This window comes from Mycolicibacterium mageritense (assembly GCF_010727475.1).
Taxonomy (GTDB): Bacteria; Actinomycetota; Actinomycetes; order Mycobacteriales; family Mycobacteriaceae; genus Mycobacterium; species Mycobacterium mageritense.
In genome coordinates this window covers 971,435-995,882 of record NZ_AP022567.1, presented here as the reverse complement: position 1 = coordinate 995,882, position 24,448 = coordinate 971,435, and the positions used below count along the sequence as shown (strand labels likewise).

Below are 24,448 nucleotides of genomic sequence, written 5' to 3'. Positions count from 1 at the left end.
TCCGGCAGAGCCGGAAAGATCCTCTAGAGAACGAAGAACTCGTCGTCCCAGGGGAACATGCCGTAACCGGGCTCAGGCGGCGTCGCGTCGATCTGGACGTTGCCCTCGCTCGCGCAATCGGTCGTCTGCCCGCCTTCGATCGAGCTGCCGCCCGTGACTTCGCACTTCGGGAGCAGCGGATTGGCAGGCGGCTCGGCCGAGGCCAGCGGAGCCATGCCGATCGCTGCCGCTGCGCCGCCGGCGATCAAACATCCGGCAAGTGTTGTCAAGCGAATCTTCATGGACGGATCCTTCCGCGGGTGCCTATCGGGGAGCGTACAGCCCACTGCCAGTGACGAGTGGTAGTTCGAGCGTGGTCCGGATTCCGGGCTCCGCGGCGACCACCGCCGGGATGGCGTTGACGACGCGGGCCGCGGTCGCGACCAGGCCGGCGTGGTTGTGATCGCCGTTGGGGCTGCTCAAACAGAGATCCAGGGCATACGACGGTTCACCCGTGAGCTCTATCCGGTAGGAACCACCCTCCTGCGCGGGCTGCGGCCAGCTCGGGCAGAGGTCGTCGCGCAGCCGCGTCACATGCTCGAGCACGACGGCAGGGTGACCGTCGACCATGCCCCGCACTTCGAATCGCATTGCCGCAGTGGTTCCTTTGGGTATGTGGCCGGACGCGATGTCGAAGTCCTCGGGAGCGGGCTCGCGCACGTGGGTTTCGGTCACCTCGTCGAGCTCGATCCCCAGCCCTGCGGCGAGCTGACGGACCACCGAACCCCACGCCAGGCTGAGCACGCCGGGCTGCAGCAGCATCGGTGTTTCGTCGAGGGGCTTGCCGAAGCCCATCACGTCGAACATCACCGTCGCACTGTCGTACGTCGCGTAGTCGACGATCTCCATGCAGCGGATCTGCTGAATGCTCTGGCAGGTTCCCGCAAGGGCAAGGGGCAGAAGGTCATTGGCGAACCCGGGATCGATGCCGTTGACGAACAGGCTGGCCTGCCCGGCCTTGGCGGCCTCTTCGATCGGGGCCACGAGCTCTGCGGGCAGCACCTGCCACGGATATTGCAGGAACACCGCGGAGCTGCCGACAACGTTGACGCCCGCGGCCAAGAGCCGTCGGTAATCCTCGAGTGCGTCGGGCAGCCGGTTGTCGGCCATCGCGGTGTAGACCGCACAGTCGGGCTTGTCGGCCAGGATGGCGTCCAGGTCGGTCGTGGCCAGCACACCGGTTGAAACGTCAAGTCCGGCAAGTTCGCCCGCGTCCTTGCCGGCTTTGGAGTCCGATGACACCCATACCGCGGTCAGCTCGTAGTCGGGATTGGTGATGAGTTGGGTCAGCGCGTGCCGGCCCACGTTTCCGGTTCCGATCGCGGCGACTCGGATGGCCATGCTGCTCCTTACAGGTCGGGGATGGGCAGGTCGAGGTTGGGCATGGTCAGGCCGCCGTCGACCTCAAGCGTCTTGCCGGTCAGGTAGCTGCCCGCCGGGGACGCCAAATACACCGCGGCCGCGGCGATGTCGACCGGATCGCCCAGTCGGCGCATCGGGGTTGCCTTCTCCATCGGCTCCCGCAAGGCGTCGTTGGATGCGACCACGTCGAGCGCCGATGTGAGGATGGACCCGGGCGCGATGGCGTTGACCCGAACGCGTGGGCACAGGTCGAGTGCCGCCAGGCGCGTGTAGTGCGCGAGGGCTGCCTTCGCGGTTCCGTACGCCGCGAAGCCGCGACCGGCCAGCCGGCCCATGGTCGAGGTGATGTTGATGATGCTGCCGCCGCCGGAGTGCTCGAGCATGATCGGGACGGCCGCCTGCGTCAGCGCGTGCGCGGTGGCGACGTTGAACGTGAAGGCGTCCTTGAGATCTTTCGCCGACGTGGTCAGCAGCGTGTTCGGCATAGTTCCGCCGACGTTGTTGACGACGATGTCTAGTTTGCCGAATGCCTCGTTCGCGGCCGCCGCGAGTGCCGCGGTGTCCTCGGGGTGGGCGAGATCGGCAACCACGACGTGCGCGCGCCGGCCTGCGGCCTGGATCTGCCCGGCCACGTCATCGAGTTGGCTCTTGGTGCGGGCCGCAATCACCACGTCCGCACCGGCTTCGGCGAATGCGAGCGCAATCGCGGCACCCAAACCGCGGCCCGCTCCGGTGACGATCGCCACCTGATCGTCGAGTCGGAATCTGTCCAGAATCACGTGTGCTCCATTCGGCTTGTCGGGGTCACGCTAGCAGTGCGCGATGGGTCCGCGGGCGGCTTTCTGAAACACGTTCTAATTCGGCCCGCCTACCACGTGGGTGTGACATTTTTCGGGCGTTGTCCCCAGGTTGGTTTTCATCCCCAGGCTGGGGTTTTCGGGTGGTGCGGGGTCGGGGGTGGCTGGGAGAATCAAACACATGTTCGAAGACCTCGATGATGCGGCCCTGGTGGCCGGGATCGAGGCGGAGACTCGCGCGGAGGCGGCCGCGGCGTGTCGCCGGTTGGCGATGATCGCCGCGTTGGCTGACCGGCGGTTGGGGGATGAGGGTGATGAGCGGCAGTGGTGGGTGTGTGATGGCTGGGATGCCGCGGCCGCGGAGGTGGCTGTGGCGATGGGGGTGGGGCAGCGGGCGGCGTCGACGGAGATGACCAAGGCGCTGGCCCTGCGGGACCGGCTGCCGGCGGTGGCGGCGCTGTTCGCCCGTGGTGCGCTCAGTGCCCGCATGGTCGCGGCGATCACCTGGCGCACCCACCTGGTCGACGACCCGGACGCGTTGGCCGCGATCGATGCCGGGTTGGCCGAGCGCGCCGTGGGGTGGGAGGTGTTGTCGAAGGAGAAGTTGGAAGGCGTCATCGATGCGTTGATCACCCGCCATGACCCGGGCGCGGTGCGCCGCACCCGGCGGGCGGCCCGCGAGCGGGATGTGTGTTTCGGCAAGGATGATGACGTCACCGGGACCACGGCGTTTTTCGGGCGGTTGTTGCGTGCCGATGCGGTGGCCCTGAGGAAGCGTGTGGCGCACGTGATCGGTGCGGTGTGTGCCGATGATCCGCGCACGCTGGGGCAGCGTCGTTCGGATGCGGTGGGGGTGATCGCTGTTGGTGGGGAGGCGTTGGCGTGTCGGTGTGGGAACCCGGAGTGTCCGGCCGCGGGGGTGGCCGATGCGCGGGCGGCCCACACCGTGGTCTACATCCTGGCCGATCCCGACGCGCTCACCGCCCAGCCCGACCGGTATCTGTCCGGGGGATCACGACACCAACCCGATCCCCTGGGACACCCCGGCCCCGGCCGACACGGCAGAACCCGACGACCCCACCGACCCCACCGACACGGCAGAACCCGACGAGCCCGATGCTGCCGATCCTGTCGAGCCCGCGGAGTGTGCGGATGCGGCCGGATGTGCCGAGCCCGCCGCGGAGTCCATGGACACCACAGAACTCGCCGATCGCGCGGAGCCCCCGGATAGTGCGGACCTTGCCGAGCCCGCTGCGGAGCCTCCGGATAGTGCGGCCCCTGCCGAGCACACCGCGGAGCCGATGGACAGCGCGGCCCCTGCCGAGCACACCGCGACGCCGATGGACAGCGCCGAGCCCGCCGTGGAGCCTGCCGACACCGTCGAGCCTGAAGTCCCCGCAGGATCCGAAATCCCCGCCGGCACTGCAGAACCCGCGGGGTCTGCCGCCTGCGCGCCCGCGTCCCCGGCCGAGAATCCGGTCCCGCCCGCCTGGTCGCCGGGGACCGCGGTGGTCGTCGATGGCGGGGTCATTCCCACCCCGCTGCTGGCCGATCTGATCGCCGCCGGCGCCACCGTCAAACACCTCGACCCGCCCGGTGCGGAGCCCGAGCCGCGGTATCGGCCCTCGGCGAAACTGGCCGCCTGGGTGCGGATGCGGGACATGACGTGCATGTTCCCCGGCTGTGACCGCCCGGCCGAGCGCTGCGACGTCGACCACACCGAACCCTACCCAGGTGGCCCCACGCACCCGTCAAACACGAAGTGTCTCTGCCGGATTCATCATCTGCTCAAGACCTTCTGGGCCGGCTGGCACGACAAACAGTACCCCGACGGCACCGTGGAATGGACCACCCCCAGCGGCCGGACCTACGTCAAGAAACCCGGCGCCGGACTGTTCTTCCCACACTGGGACACCACGACCGCCGCCCTACCAACGCCGGGGCCCAGAATCCCCAACGACGGCACCACCATGCCCCGCCGCACCCGCACCCGCGCCACCCAACGCGCCCGACGCAAACACGCCGAACGCGCACTCAACGGCCAGCACGACAAGCCGCCGTACTAGCAGGGATCGCCCGGCGGGGTGAAGTAGGGCACGCCTTCGACTGTGTAGCACGGGATTTCGCCGGGCACATAGGGGACGTGCGCTGCCGCGATGGCAGCGCCGGTCGCGACGTCGCCCGCGATGTTGGTGCAGCCGCCTGCGGAGAAGTGGCGGCCACCGGCCCCGGCGCAGATGTCTGCGCCGGCGGTCGGGGCCACTGCGAGCGGAGCAATGGCAAGGGGTGCACCGGTCATCGCCGCGGCGGCCAACAGTGCTGCTGTGCGTTTCTTCATCGGTTTCTCCTCAGGGACGAGCGGTCAAGAGACTTTCGTGATGGCCGGCGGCTTCCAAGTACCGTCAATTATTGACGGCGGCGTCTCCTTAGGCCAGTACAGGCGCAGCATGAGGTTGAACTTTCCGGCCGGTGCAGGCAGCCAGTTGGCTTCCTTCTGCGGTCCGGGATTGTCGTGCTGCAGGTAGAGGTCGACCGACCCGTCGGGGTTGGTGACAAAGGTGTTTCGCTGGCTCAGGGTGTAGCGGTTGAGCGGATTGTCGACGAAGAAGTAGCCCTCGTCGTACATCGTCAATGACCAGAAGCCGTTCACGGGCGGGAATTGGTCCTTGTCGAAGTGCACCGTGTACTTGTTGGCGCCGTCGTAGGCCTTGCCGTCGGTATCGGCTTCCGAGGTCGGATAGATCGCGTCCTGCGGCCGATTGGCGCCCAACCCGACGTAGGTGATCATCGCGCGCTGCAGGTAATCGGTGCCGTACTGCCCGGTCTGCGTGGTGAAGCGCCAGCCGTTGATGTCGTCGAGTTCCTTGAACCGGGCCAAGATCTTCTCGACGCCCTCCTTAGGCACCGACTGCAGGGCCGCCGCGATGTCGGAGCCGAGCTTGTCGATGTCGAACTTTCCGCCCGGCACGATGCCGAGCTTCGCCATCTTGTCCACGATCGGCCGGTCGGCCTCGGTCGGCGGGTTGTCCTTCATCAAGGCGGCCATCAGATCGAAGTAGGCCTCGGTGCTCAGGTTGTTGACCTGGTCGCGGACCGGTGTCTTCATGTCGATGGCGGGGTCGATCTTGCCGGCCGGCGGTGTGTAGGGCTTGCCGTACGAACTCAACGGCACCAGCGAGATCTCGTCCTGCATCTTGTGTACGGCGGCGTAGTCCTCCGGCGTGCCGGTGCAGTAGATGCGGCCCAGCAGCCACACCGTCGAGGTCGGTGACTTGTACTCCGTCACGCCTGCCGGCAGGGTGCCCTTCCAGCCCGGCCCGGTGATCGCGTAGGTCTGCGGGCCGGTGCCGGTCGTACGTTTGCCGGGAACTTCGAACACGTTGGTGTAGCCGTCGAGCATCGGGAACAGGTAGTAGCGATCGTGAGCGTCGGGCAGGCTCAGCACCCACGGCTCGTCTTTGACGTCGACAAATCCGTTGGTGTACAAGGTGTCTGCGTTGGGTGCGGTGACGTCGCGGAACTGTGCGTCGGGGTACTCGCGCATCCGCATCAGCTGACCCATCGGTGCGCGGGGACCGTCCACCTTCTCGACATTGGTCATCACGCGGCGCGTCATCTCGACGGTGACAAGCGAGTAGCCGTAGACATAGGCATCCAGCGCAATGGCTTTGGCTTCGTCGGGCGTCAGCTGTCCGGATTCGGCGGGCTTCTCCGGCGTTGACGGCGAGCACGCCGACGTCGCGAGCACGGCCAGCGCGGCACCCAAGGCGACCAGCCGCCTGGCCACCCGATGTCGACTGTTCACGAAAAGTGTTTCCTCTCTTGATTCCGGCATGACGGTATGGCCTCCCGACGGAGGCCGGGCCGGAGTGTTGTGGGGTTTAGGTGTAGGCGACGTGGACGCGGTGGATGTGGCCTTCGAACGGGAACGGTGCACGTTCGCGGTAGTCGAGGGATACCGGCGAGCCGAGGCACGTCCCGATGTCGAGGCAGTCGTTGGCCGTGAACAACAGCGGCGCGCTGACCGGAACCTGGCCGCTGGCAAGCGTTTCGCCGTTGCGGGCCACGGTGATGTCGAGCGGCCCGGCTGGACGCGGATCCGCGTACCGGGTCGTCACGGTGAGCTTCGCCCGGCCGGGCGGAACCTTGGTCTCTGACCGGATCTTGGTGCGCGCCAAGATGAACAGGTTGTACTCGTAGCAGAGGTAGCCCTCGTCCATGTACAACGTCAGCCCGCCCGCCGCCGCGCCGAGGGCGTACAGCACCCCGTTGGCATTGGCTGGAATGTCGACGTCGATGGTGACGACGTTGTTCTTGTTGCCGAGCGCCGGCGCGCAGAACTCCGGCATCCGGACCGTGTCGCCCGAGAATTCCCACTCCTGGTACGGCGGGGCGATGCGCAGCTCGGGATGATAGACCGGAACCCACAGACCGCCACCGATGGGCAGCACGGCATTGCGGGCGGCTTCGACGATGAACATCTCCCGCATCTGGGCGAGCTTGTCGGGCATCTGGTCGGCGAGATCGTTTTCCTGCGACCAGTCTTCGTCGAGGTGGTAGAGCTCCCACGTGTCGTTGTCGGGCGTCCAGGTGGCGATGCCCGGCGGTTGTCCCGGCACCCACGGCAACCGAGGACCGCGGGCCGACGCCATCCAGCCGTCGTGGTAGATGCCGCGGCTGCCCATGATCTCGAAGTACTGGGTCTTCTTGCCACCGGGTGCATTTCGGTCGCCGAGGGTGCGGGCGAAACTGGCTCCCGCGAGCGGCATCTGGGGCTCTCCGTTGACCACCTGCGGCGGCGCGATGCCGACGACGTCGTAGATGGTCGGCACCACGTCGTTGCAGTGCAGGAACACATCGCGCGGTGCGGTGTCGGCGTTGATCCGGGCGGGCCACCGCACCGCCATGGGGTTACGCGTGCCGCCGAGATGCGAAGCGAGCAGCTTCATGCCCTTGTACGGCGTGCTGCCCGCCCAGGCCCACGCTGCGTGGTACTGGTTGTCGACCAGCGGAGACCCCAGGACGTCGAGGCCGCCGAGCTCGTCAAGCGCATCGATGTGCTGGCGCACAGTGGTGGGAATCCCGTTCTGCGCCAACAGCTCGGCGATCGTGCCGTTCTGGCCTTCGCCGGACGAGCCGTTGTCACCCCAGATGTAGAAGAACAGGGTGTTGTCGGAGTAGCCCAACGATTCGAGTTCGTCGGCGATGCGGCCCACCTGGACGTCGACGTGCTCGGCGTACCCGGCGGCGACCTCCATGAGGCGGCGCTGGAACGGCTTCTCGTCCTCCGGGATGTCGTCCCAGGCCGCGAGCTGCGGATCGCGTTCGGTAAGCGCACAGTCCTGCGGAATCCAGCCCTTGTCCTTGGCGCGTTCGAAAACCCGCTGCCGGTAGGCGTCCCAGCCGTCGTCGAACTTGCCCGCGTACTTGTCCGCCCATTCCTTCATGATGTGGTGCGGGCCGTGCAGGCACCCGCTGGCCCAGTACATGAAGAACGGCTTGTCGGCGTTGAACGCCTTGTGCCTGCGCAGCCACGAGATGGCGTCGTCGGCCAGATCCTCGGACAGGTGGTAGCCCTCTTCGGGCGTCCTCGGCGGCGGCACCACGGTGGTGTTGCGCACCAGGTTCGGCTCGTACTGCGACGCCTCCCCGGCCAGGAAGCCGTAGAAGTACTCGAATCCCAGGCCGGTGGGCCAGTTCTCGAACGGCCCGGCCGCCGTGGTCTCCTCCGCAGGGGTGTTGTGCCACTTGCCGAATGCCGACGTCGCATAGCCGTACTGCTTGAGGATCTCGGCGACGGTGGCGCTGGATCGCGGGATCTTGCCGGCGTAGCCGTCCCAGTCGTTGGCCAGTTCGGCGATCTGGCCGTTGCCGATCTCGTGGTGATTGCGGCCCGTGAGCAGCGAAGCCCGGGTGGGGGAGCACATCGCCGTGGTGTGAAAGCGGTTGTAGGACACGCCTTCAGCGCAGATGCGGTCGAGTGTCGAGGTGGTCACCTCGCCGCCGAACGTCGAGGGCAGCCCGGGCCCCGCGTCGTCGATGAGCACGATGACGATGTTGGGCGAGTCGTCGTGCAGGCGCTTGGGTACGGGCCGCGGGCTGTACGTGGACTCCTGCAGCGTGCGGCCCGCGATGCTGCCCGACGGGACCGGCGCGAACGGCAACACCCCACCGCCCGGCAAAACCGGCGCCACCAACTGGTCTCCCTGCACGTCAGACACCGTGCTCCTTTCCTCGGTTTGGAACATGGCCCCGACCCGGGCATCTACTGTGCAGCAAACCCACGCCCGCCGTCTTGACATTCCAGGACAAATCTTTGACAGTCTGGGACATGGCCGTGATTCGCGGGACGGCGCTCACGAATTTTCATCAGCTCGTTACCGAACTCGGCGGAGACAGTCGTTCGCTGGTGGCCGACGCCCACATTCCCTACGACGACGTGGGGCGTCATGACCGGTTCATCTCGCTGCCCAACGGCGCGCGAATGCTCGAAGACGCCGCCGAGACCCTGGAAACCCCGGATTTCGGACGACGATTGGCGCTGCGCCAAGGGATCGACATCCTCGGCCCGGTCGGATTGGCTGGCCGCAACGCCGCGACGGTCGCTGAGGCCTTCCTGATCTTCGACCGGTTCATGGCCGCCTACAGCCCGTCGATCACCGCACGTGTGACCACCCACCTCGACCCCGATCTGAGACGCTTCGAATTCGAGTACGTGCTGGACCCGCCCCCGCCCCAGGCCCAGGCCATCGAGTTGTCGCTGGGTGTCACGCTGCAGGTGCTGCGGCTGTTCCTGGGTGCCTCCTACCGGCCTGTCGCGGTGCACCTGCCGCATCCCGCGCTGACCCCTGCCGACGACTACCAGAGCTACTTCGGCTGCCCACCCAGTTTTTCCGAACCGGTCGGGGGCTTCACGCTGCGCACCACCGATCTGCTGCGGCCACTGCCGACCGATCGGCTCGCCCACCAGACCGCGGTGGATTATCTGGCGCAGGTCATCGGCGAGTTCAGTCCGCAGACCAGCCAGCTGGTACGCACTCTGGTGCGCCAGCTGTTGCCCACCGGAGCCGTCGGTCTGACGGACATCGCGCGTCACATCGGCCTGCACCCCAAAGCTCTGCAGCGCCGGCTGGCCGTAGAGCGGGCCACGTTCGCCGACCTGGTCGACCAGACCCGGCGCGAGGCTGCCCAGCGCCTGCTGCTGGACACCGATCTCACGCTCGATCAACTGTGCCGGCAGCTCGGCTACGCCGAGCAGAGCGTGCTGACCCGATCGTGCAAGCGGTGGTTCGGCCTGCCGCCGACCGCCTACCGGGATGCTAAATCGCCAGGCCGCCAACCCAACCCATGACCCCGACGGTGACGTCAATTCCGGACTGCGGCTCCGGTCACGGCTGCTAGAGTTTCAGCGCACAGGCAACGTCATGGTCGCCTGGCCACCTCTGGAAGGGAGGTCCGCCGTGGCACGGTCTGTGGCGCGCGTGGTACGCCCGGCACTCGTCGGTGGGGCCGCGATCACCGCTCTACTCACCTCGGCGACCGCCGCGGCCGAGCCGCCACCGCGCCCACCCAATTGCACGGCCGCCGACCTCGCAGGCATCGCGTCCGGTGTCGCGGCTGCCACGTCGGCGTACCTGTTCACGCATCCCGACGTCAACGACTTCTACAGCAGCCTGCGCGGCCGTCCTCAGGACGAGGTGCCGGAAGCCACCCGCGTCTACTTCGATGCCAACCCGCAGGCGCACGCCGATCTCGTCGGCATCCGTCAACCCCTCGTCGACTTCCGCAACCGCTGCGGGATCGCCCCGCCCGATCAGCCTCTAGGACAATGATGTTCAGGCCATCGAATCGCTCGTCCTTGCTCCGCGCGGCGACGGCCGCGCTCGCGTTCACGGCATTGCCGGGTGTCATCGTGCTGGTGGCTCCGGCAGGGACCGCCAACGCCGACGTGTGTGCGAGCGCCGGGCGCCGGATCTCCGTCGGCGGCTGCATCAACATCGCCGACGCCGTCGCTCCTTATGTCCCGCCGCCGGCGTACTACGCCCCGCTGCCCGAGGATCCGCCGCCACCACCGCCGCCGGGATCCAACGTGACCGGTTGCATCGGCTACAACGGTCGATGGGTCAACGCGAGCGGTTGCAACTAGATCAAACCGGCCCAGAGCGGCGGCCGGCGGGCGCACAATTGAGGTGTCCGCACGACGTGGGGAGCCGCGATGAACGATCAGGCCTACGACTTCTTCGGTGACGTCTTCCAGCGGTACTTCAGACCCGAGGTCGACGTCTATCCGCGGGTGGGCAGGGCGCTGGTGCACCGGTTGCTCACCTCGACCGACGACGTCCAGGACCGGGTGGCCGAGGCCCGGCACGCCGCGTTGGTCTGGAGCAGGTCCGAGGCGGGCGGGTCGGGCATGACCTCGGAGTGCTTCGTGATCACCCAGTGCGGGCTGATGTATGCCGCCAACTTCGACGACCGCGCACACCACATGCACTACCTCGCCACACCGGCCGGCTTGTTCGACGCGTTCGTGGACCAGGTGGAAGGTGTCGCCCTGCATCCGGGCGAAGTCGTCGCGGTGGACCGGCGCTGCTGCCATGACCTGGAGTCGGCCCATCCGATGGACGCGGCGCTGCGTCGCATCCTCGACGAGTACGAGACCCTGCGGGTCGACCTGCCCGCCTGACGCGATTCGGGCACATCCTATGAGCTCAACCTGAATTGGGTGTGAGCGGTAATCGTATGCGTTCCATATGAATTGGCGGTCTCACTGAGCGCCGCCGAAGATCCGCTGCCTAGGGTTAACGGACATTGACCGAACCAGAAAGGAGCGGTAAAGCCCCGTGAAACCGACTGAGAAGCGCCTGGCTGCAATGTGTTTCGGGCTGATGAGTGGCGGGCTGGGTGTCGCGGCACCGGCGGCCGCCGCGCCGTCACCGGAGTTGTCGGCCACCGAGACCATCAACCAGCTGCAGAGCGAGGGTTATCGGGTCATCTTGAGCAAGGTCGGCAACGGGTCGATCGATGACTGCACCGTCAGCGCCATCCGGCAGGGGCGCTCCGTGACCGGTCCGCAGCCACCGGTCAACGGCAACTTCACGCTCATGGGGCCAGGGCAGGTGCTGCAGTACACGACGGTTTACGTCGACCTGGACTGCAAGCGCTGAAGCGGCCGGCCGCCTCGCGCCGCGATCGGCACTCCACTACTTCTTGGCGGCGGCTTTTTTCGCGGGAGCCTTCTTGGCCGCGGCCTTCTTCGCCGGAGCCTTCTTGGCGGGCTTGGACTCGTCCTTGTCCGAGTCCTTGCCTGAGTCCTTGCCGGATCCACCCCGACGGGCTTTGACGCTCGCCTCGAGTTTGGCCAAGAGGTCTGAGACGTCCTCGGTCTCGTCGAGTTCGGTGGGTTGCTCCTCGACCGCGAACGCCTCTCCGCCTTCGAGTTTGGCCTGCACCAGCTCGTGCAGCTGTTCCTGGTAGTCGTCGCGGAACTGATCGGGCTTGAAGTCGTCGGTCATCGACTCGACCACCTGGCCGGCCATCTTCAGCTCGGCCGGTTTGATCTCGACTTCCTTGTCCAGCACCGGGAAATCGGGATCGCGGATCTCGTCAGGCCACAGCAGGGTGTGGATCATCATCACATTGCGCTTGCTGAAGTCCTTGACCCGCAACGCTGCGAGCCGGGTCTTGTTGCGCAACGAGAAGTGCACGATGGCGATGCGCTCGGTCTCGGCGAGCGTCTTGGCCAGCAGCACGTACGACTTGGAGGATTTCGAGTCGGGCTCCAGGAAGTAGCTCTTGTCGTACATCAGCGGGTCGAGCTGCTCGGCCGGGATGAACTCGACCACCTCGATCTCGCGGCTGCGTTCCTCGGGCAGGCTGGCGATGTCCTCGTCGGTGATCACCACCATCTGCCCGTCGTCGGATTCGTAGGCCTTGTTGATGTCGCGGTACTCCACCACCTCGCCGCAGACCTCGCACACGCGCTTGTACCGGATGCGCCCGTTGTCCTTGGCATGGACCTGGTGGAACTTGATGTCGTGGTCCTCGGTGGCGCTGTAGACCTTGACCGGCACGTTCACCAGGCCGAAGGCGATCGAACCTTTCCAGATGGATCGCATTTGCCCAGTATGGCCTGGGATGGGCGCCGGCGCGAAGACTTGACCGGTCGGTGTGCCGCGTCAGGTGCCTTTGACCAGGCGGTGCACGGATTCGGGAACGATGGCGTCGGCATCTATCCACGGCGCCGGGATCGGCTCGCCTGCCACCGTGCGGAGCGGAACCACACCGGCCCAGCCGCTGGAGTCGGCGATCTGTTCGGGCTGCGCAGGCGGGGCATCGCGCACCTTGACGGTCCAGCCGTCGGGAGTGATCGGCAGGGCCATCGCCAGGGTCGCGGCGAGCTCCTTCTTGGTGCTGGCGCGGACCTCCGCGCTGCGGCCCGGGATCAGCGAATCACTCATCAGGTTCAGCGCATGCGTGGCGTCGGCGGGGTCGATCACCGTGAGGTTCCCGCGGACGACGGCCGATCGGTAGTTGGCCGAGGAATCGAAGAGCGTATCCGCCACCACGATGCCGTCGAGCAGCGTCACGCAGAAGGCGGCCGGCGCCCCGGCCGCGACATGGCGCAGCGCGCCCGCGCCTGTCGAGCCGTGCAGCAGGACGCGGTCACCGTCGCGCGCGTAGAGCATGGGCACGACCCACGGTTGCCCGTCGACCACGGTGGCGAGGGTGCCCACGGCTGCGGCGTCGAGGACCGCGTCGAGGTCGGCCCGGTCACTGCGGGCGCGGTCCGGTTGTCGTCTGATCTGATTCACGCGCCAAATTCTCGATGCTTTCTGGATTGGGTAGAAGATCCAGAACTGCGGAAAACAACCAGACCACTATTGTGGGCGGTATGGCGCGTCACGCCCCCGAGGTCAACCTGGGCCTGCGACTCTCACCGAACGGGGCGCCGCTGCGGCAGCGCATCGCCGAAGCTGTCATCGAGCAGATCCGAGTGGGCCGGCTCGGGCCCGGCGACGCGCTGCCCTCGACGCGCAGCTTGGCCGCCGAACTCGCCGTGGCACGGTCGTCGGTGGTCGACGCGTACGACGAGCTCGCCGCGGCCGGCTACACCACCGCGCGGCCCGGGTCGGGCACCCGGATCGCCGCGGGCGCCGACGCCGCGGCCAGCGCCGGCGCGGCCTCCCATGTCGCGTCGAGCGCTGCCGCGGCTGCGGCGGCCGCCGCCCCGATACCGCGGGCGCCCATGTGGGATCTCCTGCCGGGACACCCGGACCCGGACCTCATCTCGACCACCGACTGGCGCCGGGCCTGGCGAGCCGCGGCCGCTGCTCCAGTGCCTGCCGCCGCGCCGGGCCCGCGGGGCCACCCCGAGCTCCGCGTCGCGCTGGCCGGGCACCTGCGCCGCACGCGCGGGATCGTCGCCGAACCGGACGAACTGGTCGTCGTCCCCGGGGTCGCGTCGGCACTGCGCGTCATCGCGGCGGCGGCCGAGCTCGCCGGGCGCGACATCGCGTTCGAGGAACCGGGTTACGCCGAAGCGCGTCGCACATTCGAGATGTCCGGCGCCCGAACGCGCGCCGTGGCAGTCGACGATGACGGCCTCGACCCCGCAGCGCTACGCGAATCCGACACGGCGGTGTATTGCACTCCGGCACACCAGTATCCGCTGGGAGCGCGCTTACCCGCCCCGCGTCGTGCGGGTCTGGTGCGGTGGGCCACGCGGGCCGGCAGCCTGCTCATCGAAGACGACTACGACGGTGAATTCCGGTACGACGTATCGGCACTGCCCGCGTTGCGCAGCATCGACGGCGGGCGCGACTGCGTGGCCTATGTCGGGACGGCATCGAAGATCCTCACGCCCGCGTTGCGGGTGGCCTGGCTGCTGCCCCCGCCCCGGCTGCGCGCCGCGGTCGTCGAAGCCCTCGAGCGCACCGGTGAATCAGTCTGTGGAATAACCACTTTCGCGTTGGCGCGGTTCATCGATTCGGGTGCGCTGACGCGGCACCTCGCCCGGGCGGCACGCACGTATGCGGCGCGACGCGCAGCGCTGGTGAGTGCGCTCGGCCGAGCGTGCACGGGCGTCGGGTTGATGGGTGTCGAGGCGGGGCTGCACGTGGTGTTGCGGCTTCCGGACGCTGCCGACGACGTTGCGATTGCCGCGACGCTACGGGACCGGGGAGTGGCGCTGTCGCCGTTGTCGAAGTTCTTCGCCGGTCGGCCCGGTGCCCGCGGTCTGGTGTGCGGCTATTCGCGCCTGCCCGAGACACAGGCGGGTGCGGTGGCCGAGCTGATCGCGAGTGCAGTCGGTCAACCCTGAGCGCCCTGCGCCGCGGCGTCCCGCGCGGCGCGGTCGGGGAGGTCGGCCCCGGCCTTGGCGACGGTCAGCGCCGATGTCAGCACAGCCGTCGACAGCACCTCGGTCAACGCGTCGGTGCTGATGGCTGCCAGGTCACGGCGGCGCTGCGCACCGAGCAGGTCGAGCGACCACAGCCCGTCGATCAGCCCCGTCATGAACGCGTCGCCCGCGCCGACCGTGTCGACCACCTGCACCGGTCGCGACGGCACCCGGACCACACCGGCGCGGCACACCGCGAACCCGCCCTGCTCGCCCATGGTCACCGCCACGATCGACGGCCCCATGTTGAGCCAGGTCTGCGCGATCTGCTCGGGGGAGCGTCGCGGGTCGATCCACCGCATGTCCTCGTCGCTGGCCTTGACCACGTCGCAGCGTTCGACGAGGCGTTCGATGCGGTTGCGCGCGGCCTCGTCGTCGCTGATCAGCGCGGTCCGCACGTTGGGGTCGAACGTCAGCGTGGCCGAGAGGTGGTAGGCGTCGAGCAGGGCCGCGACGGCCCGGCATCCCGGTTCGAGCACCGTGGCGATCGAACCCGTATGCGCCACGAGCGGCGGTGCCACCTCGGGTGTACCTGCGAGTTGCCAGTCGATGTCGAACGTGTACCGCGCCGACCCGGTGTCGTCGAGCGTGGCCACCGCGGTGGGAGTCCGCGCGGCCGTCCTGCTACCCGAAACAAGTTGGACACCAGAGCTTTTCAGGTACTCCACGATGCGATTGCCGCGGTCGTCGGAGGCGATGTGGGTGAGGAAGTCCACGTCGCGCTCCAGCCGGGCCAGGCCCACCGCCACGTTGAGTGGACTGCCGCCGACGTGTTCGCCCGTGATGCGCCCGTTGCGCTCGACAATGTCGATCAGTGCTTCACCGATAACCAGGGCGCGGCTCATGACCGCAATGATTCCAGGGTGGCCCTGGCGCCGTGGCGGTGTAGCGAATCCAGCGCCCACAGATACGCCTCGACGAAGCGCGGCTCGGTCGCGAGGTCACTGAACAACTCGGTGTACTCGATGAAAGCAGTGGGGTGGTCGCGTTGCGACCGGGCCAGCGGCATCAGCACATCGGCCAGCTGATCTTGCACGTCGATCGGCTCGCCCTGTTCGTCGACACCCTCTGCGTAGCGGGCCCAGCTCGCCACCACGGCCGCCGACAGCCGGACCGGTGCGCCGGTCTTCAGGTTCTCCCGGACCACGGGCAGCAGCCACTTGGGGATGCGGTCGGAGGATCCGAAGCACAGCCGCACGATGGTGTCGCGCACCCCGGGATTGGCGAACCGCTCGATGAGCGTGCGCTTGTAGTCGGCCAGGTCGATGCCCGGCACGGGCCGCAGGGTCGGCGTGCCCTCCGAGTCCATGTAGTCCAGCAGGAATCCAGCGAACAGCGGGTCCGCCGCGGCGTCGTGCACCAGGCGGTAGCCGGCCAGGTAGCCGAAGTAGCACAGCGCCTGATGTCCGGCATTGAGCAGCCGCAGTTTCATGAGCTCATAGGGCGTGACGTCGTCGACCAGCAGGACGCCAGCCTCCTCGTACGGCGGGCGGCCCGCTGAGAACGAGTCCTCCAGAACCCAGGACGTGAACGGCTCGGCCACCACGGGCCACTGGTCTGCGACGCCGAACTCGTTCTCCACGGTCGCGATGACCTCGGGCGTGGTCACCGGGGTGATGCGGTCGACCATCGAGTTCGGAAACCGGGTGTTGGCCGCGATCCAGTCGCCCAGGCCGGGATGCCGGCGTTCGGCATAGGTGGTGAACGCATTGCGGGCCACGTCGCCGTTGCCCTCGATGTTGTCGCAGGACACGATGGTCGGCGATCCGACGCCACGCTCGCGGCGCCGCGCCAGGGCCTCGGTGACCAGGCCGAACACGTTCGGATCGCTGGCCGGGGCGTCGATGTTGTAGCCGCCCTCGGTGATGGTCAGCGAGATGATCTTGGTCGACGGGCTCGCCAGGAGTTCGATGACGCCCTCCGGGTCGTCGGGCGCGTAGCGGTAGTCGACGATCGAGCCGATCACGCGGGCTTCGCGATGCCCGTCGGGGTGTTCAAGCAGCAGGGTGTACAGGCCGTCCTGCGCGGCCATCACGTCGGCCATGCGACGGTCCGCGGGCAACACGCCCACACCGCAGATGCCCCATTCGTTGGCCAGCCCCTTCTCCAGCAGTTGGTCGACGTACATCGCCTGATGAGCCCGGTGAAAGCCGCCGACGCCGAAATGCACGATGCCTATCTGCACCTTGTCGCGCGCGTAGCTGGGGCCGGAAATCGGCAGCTGTGCCAGCGTCGACGCGGCCAAGCGCATCGGGGGCACCGAGGGTGTTGTGTACGTCACATTTCCCATGTTAGCGTGTTGAGCATCTAATCGCACCCCTGAGCAGATGTTCACAGGATGGGAAGTGAGAATCGGTGACCGGACCGACGCCCGAGGATCTGCGGCTCGCCCTGCGCGCGGCGACGCTGTACTACCTCGACGGCCTGACGCAGGCCGAGATCGCGTCGCGGCTCGGAGTGTCCCGGCCGACCGCGGGCCGGCTCGTGGCCAAGGCGAAGGCCAACGGACTGGTGCGGATCGAGGTCGTGGTGCCCCCGGATATCTCCGAGGATCTGCACGCCGATGAAGAACGGGAACTGGAACACCGCTTCGGCCTCACCGAGGCCATCGTGGCCGCCAACGCCGGGCGGGCCGGCGCCGCGATGCTGATGCGCCGCATCGCTGCCGACGACGTCCTGGGTTTCACGTGGGGGCCCGAGCAGGTCTCGGTGGCCACGGCCCTGGTTTCCGGTGTGGCGAGTTGCCGCGCGGTCGTGCAGCTCGACGGCGCCATGTCCACCGCGGCCTACCAGACCGGCACCGAGGTGATCCTCACCCGGTGCGCCGACACGCTACGCGCCGAGACCTTCCGCTTGCCTGCGCCGCTGTACGCCGACCCGGCGACCGTGGTGTCGATGCGGGGCGACTCGGTGATCTCGCGCACGCTGGATGCCGGCCGGCGAGCCGACATGATGCTGTTCGGGGTCGGCGCGGTGTCGACGTCGACGACGCTGTTCGAGGGCAGCTTCCTGGATACCCGCATGCTCGACGAGCTCGTCGCCCTCGGCGCCGTCGGCGAGATCGGAGGCCGGTTCTTCAACGCGCACGGCGAGCCCGTGCACGACGAACTTCAGCAGCGGGCCATGTCGGTTCCGCTGGAGGACATCCGTACCTGTGAGAAAACCCTCCTGGTCTCCGGCGGTGCCGGGAAATACCAGGCCATTCTGGGAGCGCTCCGCGGCAAGCTGGCTCGTCTCCTGGTCTGTGATATCGACTGCGCCCGTTGGCTATTGGCGCAGTGAAAGGTGGTTGGAAGATGCCCAGAAAACACTCACTGCTACGCCGGCTCGCGGGTTGTCTCGCGGCGGCCGGCCTGGTCATGACAGCGGGCTGCGCCGGTGCGGGCACCCTCGGTGCCACCGACCAGACCGTGACCATCGCGATGGTGTCCAACTCGCAGATGACCGACGCGCGAGAGCTGGCGAGCCGGTTCGAGGCGGCCAATCCGGACATCAAGCTCCGGTTCGTCACGCTGTCGGAGAACCAGGCGCGGGCCAAGATCACCGCGTCGACCGCGATGGGTGGCGGCGAATTCGACGTCGTCATGATCAGCAACTACGAAACCCCGCAGTGGGCGGAAAACGGTTGGCTGGTCAACCTTTCCGACTACGCCCGCAAGACCCCGGGGTACGACGAGAACGACTTCATCCCGTCGCTGCGCGAATCGCTGTCCTACGAGGGCAACATGTACGCGGTGCCGTTCTACGGCGAGTCGTCGTTCCTGATGTACCGCAAGGATCTGTTCGAGCAGGCCGGCATCGACATGCCCCGCAACCCGACGTGGCAGCAGGTCGCCGACGCGGCCGCCAAGCTCGACAGCCCCGACATGGTCGGGATCTGCCTGCGTGGCAAGCCCGGTTGGGGTGAGGTGCTGGCCCCGCTCGACACCGTGATCAACACGTTCGGCGGACGCTGGTACGACATGGACTGGAACGCCCAGCTGACCAGCCCGGAGGTCGAGAAGGCCGTCAACTTCTACGTCGACCTGGTGCGCAACCACGGTGAACCCGGCGCTGCGACAAGCGGTTTCGGTGAGTGCGCGACCCAGTTCGCGCAGGGCCGCGCGGCCATGTGGTACGACGCCACCTCGGCGGTGTCGGTGCTGGAGGATCCGGCCTCGTCCAACGTCGTCGGCAAGGTCGGCTACGCCATGGCGCCGACGGTCGAAAAGCCCAACTCAGGTTGGCTTTACACCTGGGCGCTCGGCATCCCGAAGAGCAGCGACAAGCCCGATGCGGCGTGGAAGTTCATCTCGTGGATGACCGACAAGAACTACATCAAGCTGGTCGGTGAGGAACTCGGCTGGGCCAGGGTGCCACCCGGCAGCCGCCTCTCGACCTACGAGATCCCCGAATACAAGGAGGCCGCAAAGGCTTTCGGGCAGGTCACGCTAGATTCGATCGAGGGCGCCACGCCCGCCAAACCCACCGTGCAACCCGTGCCCTACACCGGGGTGCAGTTCCTGGCGATCCCTGAGTTCCAGGATCTCGGCACGCGGGTGAGCCAGCAGATCAGCGCAGCCATCGCGGGCAAGCCTGTCTCCGAAGCGCTCGATCAGTCCCAGAAGTACGCAGAAGTCGTCGGCCGGACCTATCAGGAGAAGCCATGACCACCACGCAGGCGCGCGCCGAAGCCGAAGCCGCGGCCCAGGCCGAACACGTCGCACGCATCAAATCCAAGCAGGATCCCGGGGTTTCGCGGGCCGAGGGCTGGCGGCTGCGGGGGCCGTTGCTGCCGGCGCTGATCTTCATGATCGTCGTCACCCAGATCCCGTTCCTGTTCACGCTGTACTACTCGACGCTGTCGTGGAACCTGGTCCGCCCGGGCTCGCGCGAATTCGTCGGCCTGCAGAACTATCTCGATGTCATCGGGGACAGCACGTTCTGGCAGGTGGCGGTCAACACGGTCATCATCATCGTCGCGACCGTGCTGATCTCGGTGGTGCTCGGGCTGATCCTGGCACTGCTGCTCGACCGGGTCTTCCTGGGCCGCGGCGTGGTTCGCACGCTGCTCATCACGCCGTTCCTGGTGACTCCGGTCGCAGGCGCGCTGATGTGGAAGACCGCGATGCTCGACCCGGTTTTCGGCATCGTCAACTGGTTGCTCACGCCGTTCGGCCTCGAACACATCGACTGGGTCAGCCGGTTCCCGCTGTCCTCGGTGATCCTGGCCCTGGTGTGGCAGTGGACCCCGTTCATGATGCTGCTGATCCTCGCCGGCCTCCAGTCGATGCCCCGAGACATCCTGGAGGCCGGCCGAGTCGACGGTGCGGGCGCGTTCCAGCTGTTCCGGGAACTGACGCTGCCGCACCTGCGCCGGTTCATCGAGCTGGGCACGGTGCTCGGCGCGATCTACCTGGTCAACACGTTCGACCAGATCTACATGATGACGCAGGGCGGACCGGGCACCTCAAGCGCCAACCTGCCCTTCTACATCTATCAGCGCGCGTTCCTGGGCTTCGACATCGGCCAGGCCGCCGCCATGGGCGTGATCGTCGTGATCTTCACGATGATCATCGCGAGCTTCGCGCTGCGGCTGATCTTCAAATCGTTCACGGGCAAGGAGGAGGCGGCCTGATGAGTACCGTCACGACAAGTGCGACGCCGGAGAAGGCCGAGACCCCGGCAAAGGTCAAGCGGCGCAAGTTCGATCCGTGGGGTGTGGTGGCCTGGATCGTCGGGCTCGGGTTCTTCTTCCCGGTGTTCTGGATGGTGCTGACCGCGTTCAAACAAGAGGTCGACGCCTACACCACCACGCCGAAGCTGTTCTTCGTCCCCACGCTGGACGAGTTCAAGGCCGTGTTCTCGCAAGGGGTCGGCACAAGCCTGCTGAACTCGCTGTTCGCGACCACGGTGTCCACTATTCTGGTGCTGGCCCTTGGCATTCCGGCGGCGTTCGCGTTGTCGCTGAAACCGGTCCGCAAGACCCAGGACGCGCTGTTCTTCTTCATGAGCACCAAGATGCTGCCGATCGTGGCCGCGATCATCCCGCTGTATGTGATCGTGTCCAACATCGGTCTGCTGGACAACATCTGGGCCCTGATCATCCTCTACACGTCGATGAACCTGCCGGTCGCGGTGTGGATGATGCGGTCCTTCTTCCTCGAAGTGCCCGGCGAGCTGCTGGAGGCCGCCAGTCTGGACGGGGCCAGCACATGGCGTTCGGTGCGCGAGGTGATCCTGCCGCTGGTGTCACCCGGTATCGCGGCGACCGCGCTGATCTGCGTGATCTTCTCGTGGAACGAGTTCTTCTTCGCGGTGAATCTGACTGCGGTACAAGCGCAGACCATGCCCGTGTTCCTGGTCGGCTTCATCGCGGGTGAGGGCCTGTACTGGGCCAAGCTGTGCGCGGCGGCAACGATGGCCGCGCTGCCGGTGGTTCTCGCGGGCTGGATCGCGCAGAACAAGCTGGTTCGTGGACTGTCCTTCGGTGCCATCAAATAGGGAGTTGAGAGCAATGGCTGCAATCACTTATCGCAATGCGTCCTGCATCTACGAGGGGTCGGACAAGCTCGCCGTCGACTCGCTGAACCTCGACATCGCCGACGGCGAGTTCGTGGTGCTGGTCGGCCCGTCGGGTTCGGGCAAGAGCACCGCACTGCGGATGCTCGCGGGCCTCGAAGACATCGACGAGGGCGCCATCGAGATCGGCGGCAAGGACATGACCGGGGTGCCGTCGAAGGATCGCGACATCGCGATGGTGTTCCAGAACTACGCGCTGTACCCGACCAAGACGGTCGCCGAGAACATGGGCTTCGCGCTCAAGCTGCGCGGTGTGCCCGCCGACGAGCGGCGCCGCAAGGTCGAGGAAGCCGCGAAACTGCTTGACCTGGAGCCGTTCCTGGACCGCAAGCCGGCCAAGCTCTCGGGTGGCCAGCGCCAGCGCGTGGCGATGGGCCGCGCGATCGTGCGTGAACCACAGGTGTTCTGCATGGACGAGCCGCTGTCCAACCTGGACGCGAAACTGCGTGTGCAGACCCGCACCCAGATCGCCGCACTGCAGCGCCGGCTGGGCACCACCACCGTCTACGTGACGCACGACCAGGTCGAGGCCATGACCATGGGCGACCGGGTTGCGGTGCTGCGCAACGGCAAACTGCAACAGTTCGCCTCTCCGTCGGAGCTCTACGACAAACCAGTCAACGAATTCGTCGCCGGATTCATCGGCTCACCCGCCATGAACCTCGTCAAGCTGCCCACGGTGGCCGACGGCGTCCGGGTCGGCGAGAACTCGACGCTGGAACTAGAACGCGACCAGATGTCCCGGTTGAACGGGCTGTCCGAGGTGACCATCGGTATCCGGCCCGAGCAGCTCGAGATCACCGATTCCGGCGGCGTCGAGGTCGTCGTCGACCTGGTCGAGGATCTCGGTAGCGAGGCCTACGTCTACACGCACGCCGGTTCGGGATCCGGCGTGGAACTGGTGGCCCGGTGCAATCCGCGCACCGCCCCGAAGCTGGCCGAAACCATCCGGCTGCGCAAACACCCGGACGGCGTCGTGCATCTGTTCCATCCCGAGACGGGCGCGCGCATCTAACCTGGAGGGATGGAGCGCTACGAACGGGTTCGCCTGACGAATCCCGACAAGGTGCTCTATCCCGCCACCGGCACCACCAAGGCGGAGGTGTTCGACTACTACCTGAGCATTGCCGACGTGATGCTGCCGCACATCGCCGGCCGGCCTGTGACCCGCAAACGCTGGCCGAACGGTGTCACCGAAGCGTCGTTCTTCGAGAAGCAACTCGCGTCGTCGGCGCCCGACTGGCTGGCGCGCGGCACCATCGTGCACAAGTCCGGAACCACGACCTACCCGATCATCGACACCCGAGAGGGCCTGGCCTGGATCGGCCAGCAGGCCGCGCTGGAAGTGCATGTGCCGCAATGGCGTTTCGCGGGCAACGATCAGGGACCGGCCACCCGCATCGTGTTCGATCTCGATCCAGGCGAGGGCGTCACGATGCATCAGCTGTGCGAGGTGGCGCAAGCCGTGCGTGAGCTGATGGGCGACATCGGTTTGACGACGTATCCGCTCACCAGCGGCAGCAAGGGCCTGCACCTGTATGTGCCGCTCACCGAACCGGTCAGCTCGCACGGCGCCTCGGTGCTGGCCCGGCGCGTGGCCCAGCAGCTCGAACATGCCATGCCCGAACTGGTGACGGCGACCATGACCAAGAGCCTGCGCGCAGGCAAGGTGTTCCTCGACTGGAGCCAGAACAGCGGGTCCAAGACCACCATCGCGCCCTACTCGCTGCGCGGCCGCGAGTTTCCCACCGTTGCCGCACCGCGGACCTGGGACGAGATCGGCGACCCCGACCTGCGACACCTGCGGTTCGACGAAGTGCTGCAACGGGTTTCCGAGGACGGCGACCTGCTGGCCGGGCTCGACGACGATGCGCCCGTTGCCGACAAGCTCACGACGTACCGCAGCATGCGCGATGCGTCGAAAACACCCGAACCGGTTCCGAAAAGCGTTGCCACAACGGGTGACAACGACCGGTTCGTGATCCAGGAACATCACGCACGCAGGCTGCACTACGACCTGAGGCTCGAACGCGACGGCGTGCTGGTGAGCTGGGCCGTACCGAAGAACCTGCCCGACACCACCTCGGTAAATCACCTTGCGGTGCACACCGAGGATCATCCGCTCGAATACCTGGACTTTCACGGCACGATCCCGAAAGGCGAGTACGGCGCGGGTGACATGGTCATCTGGGACACCGGAACGTACGAGGCTGAGAAGTTCCGGGTCAATGACGATCCCGAGGCCACGAACGGTGAGGTCATCTTCACGCTGCGCGGTGACCGCATCGACGGGCGATACGCGCTCATCCAGACCGAGGGCAAGAACTGGCTTGCGCATCGGATGAAGGACCAGAAATCCCCGCAGCCCCAGGACTTCGCGCCCATGCTGGCCACCGAGGGGTCAGTCGCCAAACTCAAGGCCACGCAATGGGCCTTCGAGGGCAAGTGGGACGGCTACCGCCTGATCGTCGACGCCAACCGAGGGCGATTGCAGCTGCGCTCCCGCCGGGGGCGCGACGTCACCGGTGAATATCCACAACTCAAGGCCCTGGCCGCCGACCTCGCCGACCATCATGTGGTACTCGACGGCGAGGTCGTCGCGCTCGACGAGACCGGGGTACCGAGCTTCGGCGAGATGCAGAACCGGGCCCGGTCGACCCGGGTCGAGTTCTGGGCGTTCGACCTCCTGTGGCTCGACGGCCGATCATTGTTGCGCGCCAAGTACTCTGACCGCCGCCGGCTCCTGGAGGCGTTGGCCGCCGGGGGCGGCGTGATCGTTCCCGACCTGCTGCCCGGCAACGGCGGGCCCGCAGCGATGAAGCACGCACGGGAGAAGCGGTTCGAAGGGGTCATCGCCAAGAAGCGCGACTCCACCTACCAGCCGGGCCGCCGCTCGGCCTCGTGGATCAAGGACAAGTTCTGGAACACCCAGGAAGTGGTGATCGGCGGCTGGCGCCAGGGGGAGGGCGGCCGTTCGAGCGGGATCGGCGCGCTGATGCTCGGCGTCCCGGGGCCCGGCGGTCTGCAGTTCGCCGGGCGCGTCGGCACCGGCTTCACCGAGAAGGAACTGGCCAAGCTCAAAGAGCTGCTCAAACCGTTGCACACCGACGAATCACCGTTCGACGAACCGCTGCCCCGGCTCGACGCCAGGGGAGTGACGTTCGTGCGGCCCGAGTTGGTCGGCGAGGTCCGCTACAGCGAACGCACCACCGACCACCGGTTGCGCCAGCCGAGTTGGCGCGGGCTGCGGCCCGACAAGACGCCCGACGAGGTGGTGTGGGAGTGATCGGGC

The 24,448-nt window shown here is 67.1% G+C and carries 24 protein-coding genes; 14 read left to right on the top strand and 10 right to left on the bottom strand.

From position 1 onward, the window contains the following. Positions 1-23: 23 nt before the first annotated feature. Genes G6N67_RS04805 through G6N67_RS04795 form a run of 3 tightly spaced genes read right to left on the bottom strand, consistent with a single transcriptional unit; the run spans position 24 to position 2,180 of the window. Positions 24-281: a hypothetical protein gene (locus G6N67_RS04805; RefSeq protein ID WP_036433838.1), complete on the bottom strand. Its 258-nt coding sequence runs from the start codon at positions 279-281 to the stop codon at positions 24-26. Between the two features lie 22 nt (positions 282-303). Then, the gene (locus G6N67_RS04800) at positions 304-1,380 is read right to left on the bottom strand and encodes an NAD(P)H-dependent amine dehydrogenase family protein (RefSeq protein WP_036433840.1); all 1,077 of its coding nucleotides are present in this window, start codon (positions 1,378-1,380) and stop codon (positions 304-306) included. An 8-nt stretch (positions 1,381-1,388) separates the two neighbouring features. After that, positions 1,389-2,180: an SDR family oxidoreductase gene (locus G6N67_RS04795; RefSeq protein ID WP_036433842.1), complete on the bottom strand. Its 792-nt coding sequence runs from the start codon at positions 2,178-2,180 to the stop codon at positions 1,389-1,391. A 199-nt stretch (positions 2,181-2,379) separates the two neighbouring features. On the opposite strand from G6N67_RS04795, the gene G6N67_RS39070 reads away from it, so the two are divergent. Continuing rightward, positions 2,380-3,429 carry a DUF222 domain-containing protein gene (locus G6N67_RS39070; protein WP_235684108.1) on the top strand — a complete coding sequence of 350 codons (1,050 nt, stop codon included), beginning with the start codon at positions 2,380-2,382 and terminating at the stop codon, positions 3,427-3,429. After that, on the top strand, positions 3,386-4,264 hold the full coding sequence (locus G6N67_RS39620; protein ID WP_407663323.1) for an HNH endonuclease signature motif containing protein: 879 nt from the start codon (positions 3,386-3,388) through the stop codon (positions 4,262-4,264). Before G6N67_RS39070 ends, G6N67_RS39620 begins: the two co-directional genes overlap by 44 nt. Here G6N67_RS39620 and G6N67_RS04785 read toward each other — a convergent pair. The 3 genes from G6N67_RS04785 to G6N67_RS04775 form a co-directional block, all read right to left on the bottom strand. After that, positions 4,261-4,536, bottom strand: a complete 276-nt coding sequence (locus tag G6N67_RS04785; RefSeq protein WP_073912958.1) for a hypothetical protein — start codon at positions 4,534-4,536, stop codon at positions 4,261-4,263. The genes G6N67_RS39620 and G6N67_RS04785 overlap by 4 nt on opposite strands. 24 nt (positions 4,537-4,560) lie before the next feature. Next, entirely contained in the window at positions 4,561-5,946 is a 1,386-nt protein-coding gene (locus G6N67_RS04780) for a DUF1254 domain-containing protein (protein ID WP_230023649.1), read from the bottom strand. 133 nt (positions 5,947-6,079) lie between these two features. After that, on the bottom strand, positions 6,080-8,446 hold the full coding sequence (locus G6N67_RS04775) for an arylsulfatase (protein WP_179976802.1): 2,367 nt from the start codon (positions 8,444-8,446) through the stop codon (positions 6,080-6,082). Between the two features lie 83 nt (positions 8,447-8,529). Between G6N67_RS04775 and G6N67_RS04770 the strand changes: the two genes are divergently transcribed. From G6N67_RS04770 to G6N67_RS04750, 5 genes are all read left to right on the top strand, one after another. Further along, complete coding sequence (locus tag G6N67_RS04770) at positions 8,530-9,549, top strand: AraC family transcriptional regulator (protein WP_036433846.1); 1,020 nt, start codon at positions 8,530-8,532, stop codon at positions 9,547-9,549. A 73-nt stretch (positions 9,550-9,622) separates the two neighbouring features. Beyond that, positions 9,623-10,030 carry a heme-binding protein gene (locus tag G6N67_RS04765; RefSeq protein WP_051578818.1) on the top strand — a complete coding sequence of 136 codons (408 nt, stop codon included), beginning with the start codon at positions 9,623-9,625 and terminating at the stop codon, positions 10,028-10,030. Beyond that, the gene (locus G6N67_RS04760) at positions 10,030-10,344 is read left to right on the top strand and encodes a hypothetical protein (protein WP_036435838.1); all 315 of its coding nucleotides are present in this window, start codon (positions 10,030-10,032) and stop codon (positions 10,342-10,344) included. The genes G6N67_RS04765 and G6N67_RS04760 overlap by 1 nt, the downstream gene beginning before the upstream one ends. A 69-nt stretch (positions 10,345-10,413) precedes the next feature. Next, positions 10,414-10,881 carry a glucose-6-phosphate dehydrogenase gene (locus tag G6N67_RS04755; RefSeq protein ID WP_036433850.1) on the top strand — a complete coding sequence of 156 codons (468 nt, stop codon included), beginning with the start codon at positions 10,414-10,416 and terminating at the stop codon, positions 10,879-10,881. Positions 10,882-11,083: 202 nt separating this feature from the next. Beyond that, positions 11,084-11,362 carry an LSm family protein gene (locus tag G6N67_RS04750; RefSeq protein ID WP_230023645.1) on the top strand — a complete coding sequence of 93 codons (279 nt, stop codon included), beginning with the start codon at positions 11,084-11,086 and terminating at the stop codon, positions 11,360-11,362. 36 nt (positions 11,363-11,398) lie between these two features. On the opposite strand, the gene ku is transcribed toward G6N67_RS04750, so the two are convergent. Both ku and G6N67_RS04740 read right to left on the bottom strand, forming a co-directional pair. Continuing rightward, positions 11,399-12,313 carry a non-homologous end joining protein Ku gene (ku, locus tag G6N67_RS04745; protein WP_036433854.1) on the bottom strand — a complete coding sequence of 305 codons (915 nt, stop codon included), beginning with the start codon at positions 12,311-12,313 and terminating at the stop codon, positions 11,399-11,401. Between the two features lie 60 nt (positions 12,314-12,373). Further along, entirely contained in the window at positions 12,374-13,009 is a 636-nt protein-coding gene (locus G6N67_RS04740) for a pyridoxamine 5'-phosphate oxidase family protein (RefSeq protein WP_036433856.1), read from the bottom strand. Between the two features lie 80 nt (positions 13,010-13,089). Between G6N67_RS04740 and pdxR the strand changes: the two genes are divergently transcribed. Then, entirely contained in the window at positions 13,090-14,517 is a 1,428-nt protein-coding gene (gene pdxR, locus G6N67_RS04735; protein ID WP_036433858.1) for a MocR-like pyridoxine biosynthesis transcription factor PdxR, read from the top strand. Here pdxR and G6N67_RS04730 read toward each other — a convergent pair. Together G6N67_RS04730 and G6N67_RS04725 are read right to left on the bottom strand one after the other, a co-directional pair. Continuing rightward, positions 14,508-15,440: a carbohydrate kinase family protein gene (locus G6N67_RS04730; protein ID WP_036433860.1), complete on the bottom strand. Its 933-nt coding sequence runs from the start codon at positions 15,438-15,440 to the stop codon at positions 14,508-14,510. The two genes, pdxR and G6N67_RS04730, sit on opposite strands and share 10 nt — an antisense overlap. After that, a complete protein-coding gene (locus tag G6N67_RS04725) occupies positions 15,437-16,846 on the bottom strand; it encodes a mannitol dehydrogenase family protein (RefSeq protein ID WP_036433862.1) in 1,410 nt (469 codons plus the stop codon). The genes G6N67_RS04730 and G6N67_RS04725 overlap by 4 nt, the downstream gene beginning before the upstream one ends. A 104-nt stretch (positions 16,847-16,950) precedes the next feature. On the opposite strand from G6N67_RS04725, the gene G6N67_RS04720 reads away from it, so the two are divergent. Genes G6N67_RS04720 through G6N67_RS04695 form a run of 6 tightly spaced genes read left to right on the top strand, consistent with a single transcriptional unit; the run spans position 16,951 to position 24,442 of the window. Beyond that, positions 16,951-17,877 (top strand): sugar-binding transcriptional regulator, encoded by a 927-nt coding sequence (locus G6N67_RS04720; RefSeq protein ID WP_036433864.1) that lies wholly within the window; start codon positions 16,951-16,953, stop codon positions 17,875-17,877. Positions 17,878-17,891: 14 nt separating this feature from the next. Continuing rightward, positions 17,892-19,244, top strand: a complete 1,353-nt coding sequence (locus G6N67_RS04715) for an ABC transporter substrate-binding protein (RefSeq protein WP_036435840.1) — start codon at positions 17,892-17,894, stop codon at positions 19,242-19,244. Then, positions 19,241-20,212, top strand: a complete 972-nt coding sequence (locus G6N67_RS04710) for a carbohydrate ABC transporter permease (RefSeq protein ID WP_036433866.1) — start codon at positions 19,241-19,243, stop codon at positions 20,210-20,212. The genes G6N67_RS04715 and G6N67_RS04710 overlap by 4 nt, the downstream gene beginning before the upstream one ends. After that, positions 20,212-21,078: a carbohydrate ABC transporter permease gene (locus tag G6N67_RS04705; protein ID WP_036433868.1), complete on the top strand. Its 867-nt coding sequence runs from the start codon at positions 20,212-20,214 to the stop codon at positions 21,076-21,078. The genes G6N67_RS04710 and G6N67_RS04705 overlap by 1 nt, the downstream gene beginning before the upstream one ends. A 13-nt stretch (positions 21,079-21,091) precedes the next feature. After that, on the top strand, positions 21,092-22,171 hold the full coding sequence (locus tag G6N67_RS04700) for an ABC transporter ATP-binding protein (RefSeq protein ID WP_036433870.1): 1,080 nt from the start codon (positions 21,092-21,094) through the stop codon (positions 22,169-22,171). Between the two features lie 9 nt (positions 22,172-22,180). After that, positions 22,181-24,442, top strand: coding sequence for an ATP-dependent DNA ligase (locus tag G6N67_RS04695; protein WP_036433872.1), 2,262 nt, complete (start codon positions 22,181-22,183; stop codon positions 24,440-24,442). Positions 24,443-24,448 lie beyond the last annotated feature (6 nt).